This window comes from Mesorhizobium sp. M0208 (assembly GCF_040322015.1).
Lineage (GTDB): Bacteria > Pseudomonadota > Alphaproteobacteria > Rhizobiales > Rhizobiaceae > Mesorhizobium.
The window spans coordinates 20,923-35,299 of record NZ_JAMYSP010000050.1 but is presented as its reverse complement, the minus strand read 5'-3'; the positions used below and the strand labels follow the sequence as shown (position 1 = coordinate 35,299).

Below are 14,377 nucleotides of genomic sequence, written 5' to 3'. Positions count from 1 at the left end.
GAAGCGGCTACGTTTCATGTCCTGGTCCTCTCGATGGGCCAGAACGAACTTCAAACCGGATTAGATCAGAGGGGCAAGGTCAGAGGCATCCAATTTGGCTGAAGACTCGCGATTCGATCATTGTGCCCAGCGCCGAACGGGTGCGCGGCGTGCCGGTGCTCGGGCTAGTCTATCCCGAGCTGATCTACGGGCCATTCACTGGTGGTCTATGTCGCGTCCCTGATGATGCCATCTACCTGGTTGGTGCTGTTTAGCACCCGCTTCGGGCTCGGGCTTCGCGCGCGGTCGACGATAATCCGGCCGCCGTTGACACCACTGGCATTTCGCGACCTGGCTGCGCTATCGTGCGGCATCTACACCGGCGTTCTGACGGGCATGGCCGGCGCGTAGCTGTCGCTCGCGCAGAATGCCGGCTTGTCGTGAAGGATATGACCGCCAGCAAGGGTTCCATCGCGATGGCAGCGCTCATCGTCGCCAAATAGAAACCGGTGCCGGCGAGGTTCGCGTGTCTGGCGGCGAAGGTCGCCATCCGCCCGGAGGTGAAGCCGGCGAGGCGCTGGCGCTGGTCGATACGTAATCATGCGGAGGATGGCGCCGCGCCGTGCATGCGACTGCATCTCTCGTCCCGCTGCGCTGCTGAGGCCTCTTCTGTCAGGCGGTCTAGGTTTCGCGCTTCGGGCCGAGCAGGAACACTGTCAGGGCGGCGAGGAACGTGGCAACAGCACTGTAGGCAATGGCACTGGTAATCCCGGCATTGTCCACCAATAGTCCGCCGAAAATCGCGCCGGCTGCGATTGCCACTTGGAACGCTACGACCATCAGCACACCGGCGCTTTCGGCGTGCTCGGGGACGGCCCGCCGCACCATCCACGTCTGCAATCCTACCGGCACCGCGCCGAAGGCAAAGCCCCACGCGGCAACCGCAATCGCCGAGGCCAAGGCCGATGCTCCCGCCGTCAGCAGCGAAACAGCGGCTATCGCTATGAGCAGCGGTGCAAGGGCCGCGACTGCCTTGAGACTGTACTCGGCCAGAAGCCCGCCGGCCAAATTGCCGAAGAATCCGCCGATGCCGAAAGCAAGCAACACAAGCGAGATCGTTTCGACATCCAGCGCGGGAATCTTCTCGAGGAAGGCGCGAATATAGGTGATTCCGGCGAAGTGGCCGGAAGCGACCAACAGGACGACCAAAAGCGCAACTTTGACCATCGGAATCTTAGCCACATCCAGCAGGCTGCGGACGCTAGCCACTCCAATCGGAGGCAGCCTCGGAATGGTTATGAGTTGCACCAGCAGTGTAGCGGCGCCGCCGGCTGCGGCGAGCATGAAGGCGCTTCGCCATCCCCAGATATCGCCCACATAAGCGCCAATTGGAGCTGCGCAAACGGTAGCCACGGAAACGCCGGTGAGGATGACCGACATGGCGCGCGGCAGGAGGTGGCTTGGAACGAGCCGCGTCGCCAGTGCTGCCGACATCGACCAGAAGCCGCCGAGCGCTATGCCGAGCACAACGCGTGCAGTGAGGAGAACCGCCAGCGACCACGCGCCGGCCGCCAGAACGTCCGACAGTATCAGCAGCAGTGTCATCGTCCACATGACGATCCTGCGGTCCAGGCGCTTTGTGATGATGGCCACCGTCGGCGCCGAAATGGCCCCGACGATAGCGGTAGCCGTCATCGCCTGTCCAGCCGCTCCCTCGGTGATACCGAGATCATGCGCGAGCGGCGTGAGCAGGCTGACCGGAAGAAACTCTGCCGTCACCAGACCGAAGGTACCCAAGGAAAGCGAAATGACCGCACCCCATGCGGGACCAGACGGTGGGACGGGCCTTTCTGGGTCGTGCAGAACAGCGTCCATAACGCCTGCTGCGGATTGGGTCATGATCGAAGTCTCCACTTTGATGCAATGCAACGTGATGTTGGCTGCCTTGACCCAAATCTAAAAACACAAGCGCATTTCCCGGCGGCGTTGCACGGAGGAGGGGATGTTCATTGCTTCGCGATATTTTGTGACGGTGCGGCGCGCAACATGGATGCCGGTTTCCTTTAGCCGGACAGCGATGTCCTCATCGGAAAGCACGTCGCCGGGAGATTCTGCGGCAATCATCGCTTTGATCCGATGCCGGACAGCTTCGGCGGAATGCGCATCGCCGCCTTGGCAGGACGCGATCGCGACGGTGAAAAAATACTTCAGTTCAAAGACTCCGCGCGGGGTAAGCATGTACTTGTTCGAGGTCACCCGGCTTACCGTCGACTCGTGCACGCCGATCGCGTCAGCGACGGTTCTGAGATTGAGAGGCCGCAGGTGGGCGACGCCATGTTCCAAAAAGGCATCCTGCTGACGCACGATTTCAGCCGCAACCTTAACAATGGTGTTGGCGCGCTGATCGAGGCTGCGGATTAGCCAGGTCGCGTTTTGCAAGCATTCGTCGAGAAATGCTTTATCTTTCGAATTTTGGGGAGTTTGACGCGAGACTTCGGCATAGTAGCTTTGGTTGATCAGCAGCTTTGGCAGCGCGGCGGGATCAAGTTCGATCTGCCACCCGCCTTGCGGCGAGGGCGTGACCCAGACGTCGGGTATGATTGATTCAGACGCACCGGATTGGAATCGGTTCCCAGGCTTGGGATCGAGCGCCCGAATCTCATGCATCATGTCGAGAAGGTCTTCTTCATCGACGCCGCAATGCTGCTTCAGTGCCTCAAAATCGCGTCGCGCAAGCATTTCAAGATTGGCAACCAAAGCTGCCATTGCCGGGTCGAGCCGATTTCGCTGGCGCAACTGGATCTCGAGGCATTCTCTGAGATTTCGCGCAAAAACCCCCGGTGGATCAAATTGCTGCAACGTTCCGAGAACCCGTTCCACAACAGCCTCACGGACATTCAGGCTCTCGGCCAGCTCCAAAAGGTTTGCCCGAAGATAGCCAGTGTCTTCCAGATCGGCGGCAAGCTGGCCAGCGATCAGCCGCTCCTGTGGTGTGAACGCAGTGAGGGCGATCTGACGAGCGACATGGTCGTGCAATGTTTCGGCGAGGGTGGCAAACTCGTCGAGGGAAGGGCCATTGCCGGGCGGGTTGTTGGTCGTGTTGCGAAGTGATTTCCATTGCCCGAGCCGTTCAGGCGAACCTGCCCCGGTCGGTCCTTCAACGGCGTTTGCGCCAGGGCCGACAGGCTGATCCGCTCCCGAAATCGAAACGTCGTCAAAAGGCCCGCCATCGCTTGATGCAGATTCCAAGAGCGGGTTCTTCTCGATTTCCCGCTCCACGAACTGATGCAGTTCAGTATGCGCCAGTTGCAGCAGGCGAATCGACTCAATGAGTTGAGGCGATGCGACCATGGATTGCTTCTGGCGCTGAAGCAGGCTTGCTGAGGATTGCATGGTAAGCGCGATAATCCTGTCGAGGAGCCTCTTGGGGCCGGCAATGGCACCAGTGAGACGTATTCTAGGTCATGCGGCGGCTTTCAGCGTTTCGAGAACGTTTTGCGGGGACGAGACGCCATAGGGGTCGGCCTCGCAGTTGTCGGAGAAACCTTCCTCCTCGAACCAGTGCTCCACCACGCCATTGTTGATCAGGGCGGCGTAGCGCCAGGAGCGCATCCCGAAGCCGAGATTGTCCTTGGCGACCAGCATGCCCATTTTGCGTGTGAACTCGCCTGAGCCATCCGGGATGAGCTCGACCTGCTTCAGGCCCAAGGACTTCCCCCACGCATTCATGACGAAGGCGTCGTTGACTGAGAGGCAGTAAATCGCGTCAATTCCCTCCTTCTCAAACTCATCATAGAGCTCTTCGAACTGGGGCAATTGGTAGGTCGAGCAGGTCGGCGTGAAAGCGCCAGGCAGCGAGAACAGGATGACCCGCTTGCCGGCAAAGTAGTCGTCAGATGTCTTTTCTTGCCAGCGATATGGATTTGGCCCCTGGACTGACTTATCGTGAACACGCGTGAGAAAGGTGACGAAGGGAACTTTCTTTTGAACTGTCATCAAGTTACTCCTAAAGAAGAAAACTGGCGCTGAATTCTGGCAGAGGCTGGCGCAATACCGAGCAAAGGCTCGTATGCCCGGCACGGAATGAGGACCTCGCGGCTCGCAACCTCCTTTTTCCCTCCCGACGTATGGGAACGTCTTGGCGGCTGGTCTTGGCCACCCGCACGCAATCGATTTGAGCGAGCTGGACACCGTCGAGCCGCTTGGTTTCCACGGCTATGGCGCCGGAAGCGGGATCGGTCACTCGCGATCGTGCGTTTGGAAAAGGGATAGCGGCCGGAAGTAGCCAATATCGCAAGCATGTGGGGCCTGAAATGTCACTTCACGCGACAGACCCGCGTCACTCGACTGGTTCAGCGTGTTGTCGATATGTGGCAGTGACCCGCCGGCCTTGGCTTGGGTGACCCTTTGACGGGGCTCTTGGGCACTCACATGCTGAACAGAACCGGGAAACGGCATTTGCGCGAGCGGCCCGTGTTGGCGTGCCGGCATCGGACCAGCTATGCGCAAAGCGGCCACCGAGAACGGACTTCCGGAGGAGACGATGTCCCGACGTTCAGCGGGAACGGGCACCGTCTCCTCAGGCCACGGTTTGGAGCTTCGCGTATCGGGCATGGCACAAGTCGCTTTCATCGTGATTTGATGGGCTCTAACCAGGAGCAGCAAGCGGCGTGCCATTTCAAATAGAGATGCTTTTGGACCGCCCCCTTTTTCTCGGAGGCCGTGTCTTAGAAGATCGGGCGCGCGCTATAACCGCCTCGTCACCACACGCAACAACGGGTGCTGTATGGTGCGGATATTCGTCGCTTCCGCCCCGGCTGGGCAAAGACGAACCGGAAGCCGAGCCGATGCACTACCTCACACCGGCGGGCACTGCAGCGATTGCGTAGCGTGTGCCGCTAGCGTGTTCTTGCGTGCGGAGGCACGGCTATCGCGAACACGCGCCTGTCGCAGCAACCATGAGCGCGCGCTCTGCGGCAAGCGCCCTGATTCCGTGAGGATCGAATTCTCCAAGCGTGTCCCATTCGCAACCCTCTTATGTTCGAAACTGGACAAGAATGTCGCAGGCCCGACCGAAAGGTCCGCAAAGGCGCGGCTTCTGCTGGGTGGGCCAAATTGGCACGAGTTTTGAAGGTCCACTCGTTGCGAGCCGGGAGCCCCGACCGATTCATTTCGTGGATGACACCGCGATCGATGGAACGAAGAAAGAAAAGCAAATGCCAAATCCGCATCGGATAGCATTCTATGGGAAGGGGCGCTCGGCGAAACCGCCCCCTACCAAACAGGCTCGCCGCCTTGGTCGAACCCTTGCGCAGGAAATCTTGATGGCCGGCTCCGGCTCAAAGGCCTGCCACACTCGCTTTATCCTGAACTCGAAGGCGCAGGATAACGTTCTGCATCTTGCCGCGGGGTATGCCTAGGCAGTTACACGTTGGCTGATCTTGAAAATCGAGTCGGGCTACGCCGCGGAGGACGTCGTCTACATGCCGTCTTACGTCATTCGACGCCCGCGGCGCTTGCCGGTCACCTTCCGCCCTTCCATCGCTTAGAGAGTGAAGTGCCATCATGTGCGAACAACCCTTGCCGACGCTGCCGATGTGGCGCGTCGATCACATCGAGCCCTCGCCCGAGATGTTGGCGCTACGCGCCAACGGTCCGATCCACCGCGTGCGCTTCCCGTCCGGGCACGAAGGCTGGTGGGTGACAGGCTACGATGAAGCCAAGGCGGTGCTGTCCGACGCGGCGTTCCGGCCCTCGGGAATGCCGCCGGCGACATTCACCCCGGATTCGGTGATTCTCGGATCGCCGGGGTGGTTGGTCTCGCACGAGGGGGGCGAGCATGCCCGGTTACGCACGATCGTGGCGCCGGCCTTCAGCAACCGCAGGGTGAAGCTGCTCGCGCAGCAGGTCGAGGTGATCGCCGCGCAGTTGTTCGAGACACTGGCGGCCCAGCCCCAGCCCGCTGACCTGCGGCGCCACCTCTCCTTTCCGCTTCCGGCCATGGTCATCAGCGCGCTGATGGGCGTGCTCTACGAGGATCACGCCTTTTTCGCCGGGCTGTCCGACGAAGTGATGACGCACCAGCATGAAAGCGGCCCGCGCAGCGCGTCGCGCCTGGCCTGTGAAGAACTGCGCGCCTACATTCGCGGCAAGATGCGGGACAAGCGCCAGGATCCGGGCGACAACCTGCTGACGGATCTGCTCGCGGCGGTCGACCAGGGCAAGGCGACCGAGGAAGAGGCGATCGGCCTGGCGGCGGGCATGCTGGTGGCGGGGCACGAGAGCACCGTCGCGCAGATCGAATTCGGCCTGCTGGCCATGTTCCGCCATCCGCAACAGCGCGAACGCCTGGTCGGCGATCCATCCCTGGTGGACAAGGCGGTGGAGGAAATCCTGCGCATGTACCCGCCGGGCGCGGGCTGGGACGGCATCATGCGCTATCCGAGGACCGACGTGACCATCGCGGGCGTGCATATTCGTGCGGAGAGCAAGGTGCTTGTCGGCCTGCCGGCGACGTCGTTCGATGCGCGCCATTTCGACGACCCGGAAATCTTCGACATCGGACGCGACGAAAACCCGCACCTGGCGTTCTCCTACGGGCCGCACAACTGCATCGGCTTGGCGCTGGCCAGGCTGGAACTCAAGGCGGTGTTCGGTTCGATCTTCCAGCGCTTTCCCGCGCTACGCCTGGCCGTGGCGCCCGAAGAACTGAAGTTGCGCAAGGAGATCATCACTGGCGGGTTCGAGGAGTTCCCGGTGCTCTGGTGATGCGGGGACGCCACCAGGAATCGCGACGTTCTCGAGTTGCCGGCGCGCCTGCCGCGCGCCGATCAGATCAGCCAGCCAACAGGTGACCAAGATGGACGTGCAAGAAACCACGGTAGCATGCCGGGACGCCTTCGCCGAACTGGCGTCGCCAGCGTGCATTCAGGACCCGTACCCATTCATGCGGTGGTTGCGCGAGCACGATCCAGTACATCGCGCGGCGTCGGGCCTCTTTCTGTTGAGCCGCCACGCCCACATCTACTGGGCGCTCAAGGCCACGGGAGATGCTTTTCGGGGGCCGGCACCAGGCGAACTGGCGCGCTATTTCCCGCGTGCGGCGACCAGCCTGTCGCTAAGTTTGCTGGCGTCCACTTTAGCGATGAAGGAACCTCCAACGCATACGCGTCTGCGCCGGCTGATCTCGCGCGATTTCACCATCGGCCAGATCGACAACCTGAGGCCGACCATCGCTCGCATTGTCGCAGCGCGCCTGGACGGCATGGCGCCCGCACTGGAGCGCGGGGAGGCAGTGGACCTGCATCAGGAATTCGCGCTGGCCTTGCCCATGCTGGTTTTCGGCGAACTGTTCGGCATGCCCCAGGACGACATGTTAGGGCTCGTCGCCGGCATCAGCGCCATTCTGGAAGGCCTGAGCCCGCACGCCAGCGATCCCCAGCTCGCCGCGGCGGACGCGGCCAGCGCCAGGGTGCAGGCCTACTTCGGCGACCTCATACAGCGCAAGCGCACCGATGCCCGCCACGACATCGTGTCAATGCTGGTTGGCGCACACGACGACGATGCCGAGATGCTGTCGGATGCGGAATTGATCAGCATGCTCTGGGGCATGCTGCTGGGCGGCTTCGCCACCACTGCCGCGGCCATCGGCCATGCGGTCCTGGCGATGCTCGCGTATCCCGAACAGCGGCACTGGCTGAAGGGAGATGCCGTGGGGGTGAAGGCATTCGTCGAAGAAGCCCTGCGCTACGACGCGCCCGCCATGTTCAGCTCCATTCCGCGTATCGCCCAGCGCGACATCGAACTGGGCGGCGTGGTGATCCCGAAGAACGCGGACGTGCGCGTGCTGATCGCGGCCGGCAATCGCGACCCGGACGCCTTCGCCGATCCCGACCGCTTCGATCCCGTGCGGTTCTACGGCACCAGTCCTGGCATGTCGATCGACGGGAAGATCATGCTGACCTTCGGCCACGGCATCCACTTCTGCCTGGGTGCGCAACTGGCCCGAGTGCAGTTGGCCGAGAGCCTGCCGCGGATCCAGGCGCGCTTCCCCACGCTGGCATTGGCCGAGCAGCCGACCCGGGAGCCCTCCGCGTTCCTTAGGACGTTCCGCGCGCTGCCGGTGCGGCTGCATGGGCAGGAGGGCTGAGATGCGCGTCCTGGTCGATCAGGATCTGTGCGGAACTACCGGGCAGTGCGTGCTGACGCTGCCGGGCACCTTTCGCCAGCGCGAACCGGACGGCGTGGCCGAAGTGTGCGTGGCGACGGTCCCGCAGGCGCTGCACGCCGCCGTGCGGCTTGCGGCCAACCAGTGCCCGGTCGCCGCCATTCGGGTCATTGAAAGCGACGCTGGCCATGACGAGCGCGCCAGCGCCGACCCTGCGCCTTATCCGGCGGAGGCCGAGCGGCATGCTGCGAAAGACCAAGGCAATTCAGGAGACACGATGGGACGGTTTGAAGGCAAGGTGGCCGTGGTGACCGGCGCCGGCGCCGGCATCGGCAAGGCATGCGCTCTCGCCATCGCGCGCGGGGGCGGCAGAGTGGTGGTGGCCGACATTGATGGCTCGGCGGCCATCGCCTGCACCGCGCAGATCGCGGCCGAAGCAGGCCACGCGCTGCCCATAGCCATGGATATCGCCGATGAGCAGGCGGTGGCAGCGCTGTTCGAGACGGCGGAGCGGCACTTCGGGGGGGTCGACCTGCTGGTGAACAATGCGAGCGCCATGCATCTGACCCCGCGCGACCGCGCGATCCTCGACCTGGACCTGGCAGTCTGGGACAAGACCATGGCGACCAATCTGCGCGGCACGCTGCTCTGCTGCCGGCAGGCCATCCCACGGATGATCGCCCGCGGCGGTGGCGCGATCGTCAACATGTCGTCGTGCCAGGGGCTCAGCGGTGACACGGCGCAGACGTCCTACGCCGCGTCGAAGGCGGCGATGAACATGCTCTCGGCTTCGCTCGCCACCCAATACGGTCATGCGCAGATCCGCTGCAACGCCGTTGCGCCGGGTCTCGTCATGACCGAGCGTCTCCTCGCCAAGCTGGACGAGTGCATGCAACGGCATCTGCGCCGGCACCAGCTCCTGCAGCGCGTCGGCCGCCCCGAGGACGTGGCCGCGCTCGTGGCGTTCCTGCTCTCCGACGATGCTGCGTTTATCACTGGCCAGGTCGTGTGCATCGATGGCGGCATGCTGGCGCATGTGCCGACATACGCCGACGGTGGCAACAGCTGCGCCGCGCGCCCTGCCGGCGACACCGAATCGGCGGCGGCGGCGCGCTGCTGATGGACATGCTGCTCAACCCACTCGACCGTCGGCACCGGCTGCGATGCGACATCCCGGTCATGCCTGGCGCTTTCCCCCTGGTCGGGCATCTTCCCGCCATTGTCTGCGACCTGCCGCGCCTGCTGCAGCGCGCAGAACGGACGCTGGGCAGCCACTTCTGGCTGGATTTCGGCCCTGCCGGACATCTGATGACCTGTGTGCATCCGGATGCGTTCGCACTGCTCCGGCACAAGGACGTGTCCTCGGCGCTGATCGAAGAGATCGCGCCCGAATTGCTTGGCGGAACGTTGGTTGCCCAGGACGGCGGCGCGCACCGGCAGGCGCGCGATGCGATCAAGGCGGCGTTCCTGCCTAAGGGGCTGACCCAGGCCGGCATCGGCGACCTGTTCGCGCCCGTCATCTGGGCACGGGTGCAGGCGTGGCGCGACCGCGGCGACGTAACCATCCTGCGCGAAACCGGCGACCTGATGCTCAAGCTCATCTTCAGCCTCATGGGAATCCCCGCGCAGGACCTGCCGGGATGGCATCGCAAATACCGGCAACTGCTGCAGTTGATCGTCGCGCCCCCGGTCGACCTGCCCGGACTGCCCTTGCGGCGAGGCCGCGCCGCCCGCGACTGGATCGACGCGCAGTTGCGCCAGTTCGTCCGCGATGCGCGCGCGCATGCCGCGCGCACCGGGTTGATCAACGACATGGTGAGCGCCTCCGACCGCAGCGACGATGCGCTTTCCGATGACGTCCTGGTCGCCAATATCCGCTTGCTGCTGCTTGCCGGTCACGACACCACTGCCTCGACGATGGCCTGGATGGTGATCGAGCTGGCGCGGCAGCCTGTGCTGTGGGACGCCCTGGTCGAGGAGGCGCAACGCGTGGGCGCGGTGCCGACCCGGCACGCGGACCTGGCGCAGTGTCCGGTCGCCGAGGCGCTGTTCCGCGAGACGCTGCGCCTGCATCCGGCGACCACGCTCCTGCCGCGTCGCGCCCTGCAGGAATTGCAACTCGGCCGACGGCGCATTCCCGCGGGCACCCATCTGTGCATCCCGCTGCTGCATTTCTCGACCTCGGCGCTGCTGCACGAGGCGCCTGATCAGTTCCGCCTGGCGCGGTGGCTGCAACGCACGGAGCCGATCCGGCCGGTGGACATGCTGCAGTTCGGTACCGGCCCACACGTCTGCATCGGCTACCACCTGGTATGGCTGGAGATGGTGCAGTTCTGCATCGCCTTGGCGCTGACCATGCACAAGGCCGGGGTGCGGCCGCGGTTGCTGAGCGGCGTCGAAAAAGGCCGGCGCTATTACCCGACCGCACATCCGTCCATGGCAATCCGCATAGATTTCTCATGAGCTGGCATCGCATGCCCCGTGTGGCGAGGCAGCGGCGCCGGCGAGGCCCGGCATTGCTGCACTCAGCGCACGCGTTCGGTGCGACGCCGGCAACACCGCTGCGGCTTGGCGCTCGCCGTGGCCATCTCGTGTCAGGTACAAGGACCATGAAAAACATGCAGACCGGTTCCACGCTACACGACGACCGAACTGGCGTTTCCGCGCTCGGCGGATTGGGCGCGCAGGCGCGCGGCGCATCCGGCAGGCTGCTGCCGGAGATTTGGATGCAGGACGGCGCAAAGCGGGTCGAACAGGTACTGGCGCGTCTTCTCTGCGCCGAAGACGACGGTGAGACCGAGCTGATGGCGGCGATGCGCTACGCCACCTTGCATGGCGGGAAGCGCACCCGCGCCTTGCTCTGTCTGGCTGCCGGCGCACTGGCCGACACGCCGGCGCACATGCTCGACGACGTCGGCGCCGCCATCGAGATGATGCACGCCTGTACCCTGGTCCACGACGACCTGCCCGCGATGGACGACGACGTGCTTCGCCGCGGCCTTCCGACCGTGCACGTCAAGTTCGGCGAAGCCACTGCGATCCTGGTCGGCGATGCGCTGCAGGCGCACGCCTTCCTGACCCTGGCGAGCCTGGATGCGCCGGGCGACAACCGTATCGCGCTCGTGCGCGGAACTGGCGCAGGCCGTGTCCGCCGAGGGTGCCGCAGGCGGGCAGGCCATGGATCTGTCGCTGGTCGGAAAGCACGCCGACCTGGACAGGATCGTGGCGATGCACCGGATGAAGAGCGGAGCGCTAGTGCGCGCGTCCGTTCGCATGGGCGCGCTATGCTCCATCGCGGAGGATGCCGCGCACGCTGCGCTGTACTGTGCGCTCGATCGGTACACCGCCTGTTTCGGCCTGGCGTTGCAGGTGATCGACGACATTCTCGACGCGACAGCGGATACCGCGACGCTGGGCAAGACCCCCGGCAAGGACGCGGCGGCGCAGAAGCCGACCTGCGCGTCGATCATGGGGCTGCAGGCAGCGCGCCAGTTCGCGCTGGATTTGTTGCGCGACGCCGGGGAAGCCATCGCCCCGCTGGGGCCGCGTGCGGAACGGTTGGCGCAGATACTGCAGCGGGCCAACGGGTATCTGTTCAGGCACGCGCCATGCGCATGAGCACGCCCGTCCACATGGAGTCGCCCCTGTGCCACTGCGATCGGCCGGCGGCAGCGGTGCATGCTGCACTGTGCCCGAGTCCGCGGCGATGTGCGCGGCGTCTGCCGATCCTGGTTCTCGTCAACCGTCTGCAGAAGGAACATCCCGCGTGAACGCGCTGTCCGAACAGATCCTTTCCGAATTGCGCCACCTGCTGAGCGAGATGAGCGAGGGCGGCAGCGTCGGTCCGTCCGTCTACGACACGGCGCGAGCTCTCCAGTTCCACGGCAACGCCACCGGTCGGCAGGACGCGTACGCGTGGCTCATCGCGCAGCAACAGGCCGATGGCGGATGGGGAAGTGCGGACTTCCCGCTGTTCCGCCATGCGCCCACGTGGGCGGCGTTGCTGGCATTGCAGCGTGCCGATCCTCTTCCCGGCGCCGCCGACGCAGTCCAGGCTGCAACCCGGTTCCTCGAGCGCCAGCCCGATCCCTACGCGCATGCGGTGCCGGAAGACGCGCCGCTCGGCGCGGAGCTGATCCTGCCGCAGTTGTGCGGCGAGGCCGTATCCTTGCTGGGCGGGGTGGCGTTTCCGCGCCACCCGGCGCTGTTGCCGTTGCGGCAAGCGTGCCTGGTCAAGCTGGGGGCGGTGGGGACGTTGCCGAGCGGCCATCCGTTGCTGCACTCCTGGGAAGCCTGGGGGACGTCGCCGACCACCGCATGCCCGGATGACGACGGCAGCATCGGCATCAGTCCGGCGGCCACCGCCGCGTGGCGTGCGCACGCCGTGACACAGGGGAACACGACGCATGTCGGGCGCGCCGACGCGTATCTGCTGGCGGCATCGCGGGCGACGCGCAGCGGCATCGAAGGTGTCGTTCCCAACGTCTGGCCGATCAATGTGTTCGAGCCATGCTGGTCGCTGTACACCCTGCATCTGGCCGGTCTGTTCGCGCATCCCGCGCTCGCCGAGGCGGTGCAAATGATCGTCGCGCAGCTCGACGCCCGCCTGGGCGTGCGCGGTCTGGGCCCGGCCTTGCACTTCGCGGCCGATGCGGACGACACCGCCGTTGCGATGTGCGTCCTGCGCCTTGCAGGCCGCGACCCGGCGGTCGATTCGTTGCGCCATTTCGAAATCGGCGAGCTGTTCGTCACCTTCCCCGGCGAGCGCAATGCCTCGGTGTCGACCAACATCCATGCCCTGCATGCGTTGCGAATGTTGGGAAAGCCCGCCGCCGGCACCAGCGCCTACGTCGAGGCCAATCGCAACCCGCACGGTCTATGGGACAACGAAAAATGGCACGTTTCGTGGCTGTATCCCACCGCGCATGCGGTCGCTGCGCTGGCGCAAGGCAAGCCCCAGTGGCGCGACGAGCGCGCGCTGGCGGCGCTGCTGCAGGCGCAGCGCGACGACGGCGGCTGGGGCGCCGGTCGCGCGTCCACATTCGAGGAAACCGCCTATGCGCTGTTTGCGTTGCACGTGATGGACGGGAGGGAAGAGCCGACAGGGCGCCGGCGCATCGCGCAGGCGGTGGCGCGTGCGCTGGAGTGGATGCTCGCCCGCCATGCGGCGCATGCATTGCCGCAGACGCCGCTGTGGATCGGCAAGCAACTGTATTGCCCCACCCGGGTGGTGCGCGTGGCCGAACTCGCCGGGTTGTGGCTGGCGCTTCGTTGGGGGCGGCGCGTCCTGGCCGAGGGAGCAGGAGCGGCGCCATGATCCAGACCGAACGCGCGCTGCAGCAGGTGCTGGAGTGGGGGCGTTCCCTGACCGGGTTCGCCCACGAGCATGCCGTGGAAGCGGTCAGGGGCGGCCAGTACATCCTGCAGCGCATCCACCCGAGCCTGCGCAACACCAGCGCCCGCACCGGCCGCGATCCGCAGGACGAAACGCTGATCGTGGCGTTCTATCGCGAACTGGCGCTGCTGTTCTGGCTCGACGATTGCAACGACCTTGGCCTGATCGCGCCGGAGCAGCTCGCCGCGGTGGAGCAGGCGCTGGGGCAGGGCGGGCCGTGCGCGCTCCCCGGATTCGAAGGCTGCGCTGTGCTGCGCGCTTCGCTGGCCGCGCTCGCCTACGATCGTCGCGACTATGCTCAGCTTCTCGATGATACCCGGTGCTACTGCGCGGCGCTGCGCGCCGGACAGGCCCAGGCGGCAGGGGCGGAACGCTGGTCCTACGCCGAGTACCTGCACAACGGCATCGATTCGATCGCCTACGTGAACGTGTTCTGTTGCCTGTCGTTGCTGTGGGGGCTGGACATGGCGACCTTGCGCGCGCGTCCGGCGTTCCGCCAGGTTCTGCGGCTCATCTCCGCGATAGGGCGCCTGCAGAACGATCTGCATGGACGCGACAAGGACAGGTCGGCCGGCGAGGCCGACAACGCGGCAATCCTGCTGCTGCAGCGCTATCCGGCTATGCCTGCGGGGGAGTTTCTCAACGACGAGCTGGCCGGCCATATGCGCATGCTGCACCGGGTGATGGCGGAAGAACGCTTTCCCGCGCCGTGGGGACCGTTGATCGAGGCCATGGCGGCCATCCGCGCGCAGTACTACCAGACCTCGACCAGCCGCTACCGCAGCGACGCTGCGGGGGGAAGCCCGCGTGCGCCGGCCTGAACGCGCGGGAGGCGG

At 64.9% G+C, this 14,377-nt stretch carries 10 protein-coding genes and 2 pseudogenes; 9 read left to right on the top strand and 3 right to left on the bottom strand.

Annotated elements, in window-relative coordinates; translation table 11 throughout:
- Positions 1-660 precede the first annotated feature (660 nt).
- The 3 genes from NKJ17_RS30435 to NKJ17_RS30425 all read right to left on the bottom strand — a co-directional run bounded on the left by NKJ17_RS30435 (position 661) and on the right by NKJ17_RS30425 (position 3,975).
- Entirely contained in the window at positions 661-1,878 is a 1,218-nt protein-coding gene (locus NKJ17_RS30435) for an MFS transporter (RefSeq protein WP_352691454.1), read from the bottom strand.
- A 57-nt stretch (positions 1,879-1,935) separates the two neighbouring features.
- Positions 1,936-3,372: an RNA polymerase factor sigma-54 gene (gene rpoN / locus NKJ17_RS30430; RefSeq protein WP_352691453.1), complete on the bottom strand. Its 1,437-nt coding sequence runs from the start codon at positions 3,370-3,372 to the stop codon at positions 1,936-1,938.
- A 69-nt stretch (positions 3,373-3,441) separates the two neighbouring features.
- A complete protein-coding gene (locus NKJ17_RS30425) occupies positions 3,442-3,975 on the bottom strand; it encodes a peroxiredoxin (RefSeq protein ID WP_352456996.1) in 534 nt (177 codons plus the stop codon).
- A 1,178-nt stretch (positions 3,976-5,153) separates the two neighbouring features.
- On the opposite strand from NKJ17_RS30425, the gene NKJ17_RS30420 reads away from it, so the two are divergent.
- The 9 genes and pseudogenes from NKJ17_RS30420 (at position 5,154) to NKJ17_RS30380 (ending at position 14,362) form a co-directional block, all read left to right on the top strand.
- The gene (locus tag NKJ17_RS30420; RefSeq protein WP_352691451.1) at positions 5,154-5,399 is read left to right on the top strand and encodes a P-loop NTPase family protein; all 246 of its coding nucleotides are present in this window, start codon (positions 5,154-5,156) and stop codon (positions 5,397-5,399) included.
- A 145-nt stretch (positions 5,400-5,544) separates the two neighbouring features.
- Positions 5,545-6,747 carry a cytochrome P450 gene (locus NKJ17_RS30415; protein WP_352691449.1) on the top strand — a complete coding sequence of 401 codons (1,203 nt, stop codon included), beginning with the start codon at positions 5,545-5,547 and terminating at the stop codon, positions 6,745-6,747.
- Positions 6,748-6,838: 91 nt separating this feature from the next.
- Positions 6,839-8,128, top strand: a complete 1,290-nt coding sequence (locus NKJ17_RS30410; RefSeq protein ID WP_352691447.1) for a cytochrome P450 — start codon at positions 6,839-6,841, stop codon at positions 8,126-8,128.
- Positions 8,112-8,255: pseudogene (locus tag NKJ17_RS30405) on the top strand (ferredoxin); the annotation flags it as partial. The gene NKJ17_RS30410 and the pseudogene NKJ17_RS30405, both read left to right, overlap by 17 nt.
- Before the next feature lie 168 nt (positions 8,256-8,423).
- Positions 8,424-9,266 carry an SDR family oxidoreductase gene (locus tag NKJ17_RS30400; protein ID WP_352691458.1) on the top strand — a complete coding sequence of 281 codons (843 nt, stop codon included), beginning with the start codon at positions 8,424-8,426 and terminating at the stop codon, positions 9,264-9,266.
- Positions 9,266-10,609, top strand: a complete 1,344-nt coding sequence (locus NKJ17_RS30395) for a cytochrome P450 (RefSeq protein WP_352691446.1) — start codon at positions 9,266-9,268, stop codon at positions 10,607-10,609. The genes NKJ17_RS30400 and NKJ17_RS30395 overlap by 1 nt, the downstream gene beginning before the upstream one ends.
- Before the next feature lie 155 nt (positions 10,610-10,764).
- Positions 10,765-11,764, top strand: a pseudogene (locus NKJ17_RS30390) (polyprenyl synthetase family protein).
- Positions 11,765-11,912: 148 nt separating this feature from the next.
- On the top strand, positions 11,913-13,463 hold the full coding sequence (locus tag NKJ17_RS30385; protein WP_352691444.1) for a hypothetical protein: 1,551 nt from the start codon (positions 11,913-11,915) through the stop codon (positions 13,461-13,463).
- Positions 13,460-14,362, top strand: a complete 903-nt coding sequence (locus NKJ17_RS30380; RefSeq protein ID WP_352691442.1) for a terpene synthase family protein — start codon at positions 13,460-13,462, stop codon at positions 14,360-14,362. Before NKJ17_RS30385 ends, NKJ17_RS30380 begins: the two co-directional genes overlap by 4 nt.
- Positions 14,363-14,377: the final 15 nt, after the last annotated feature.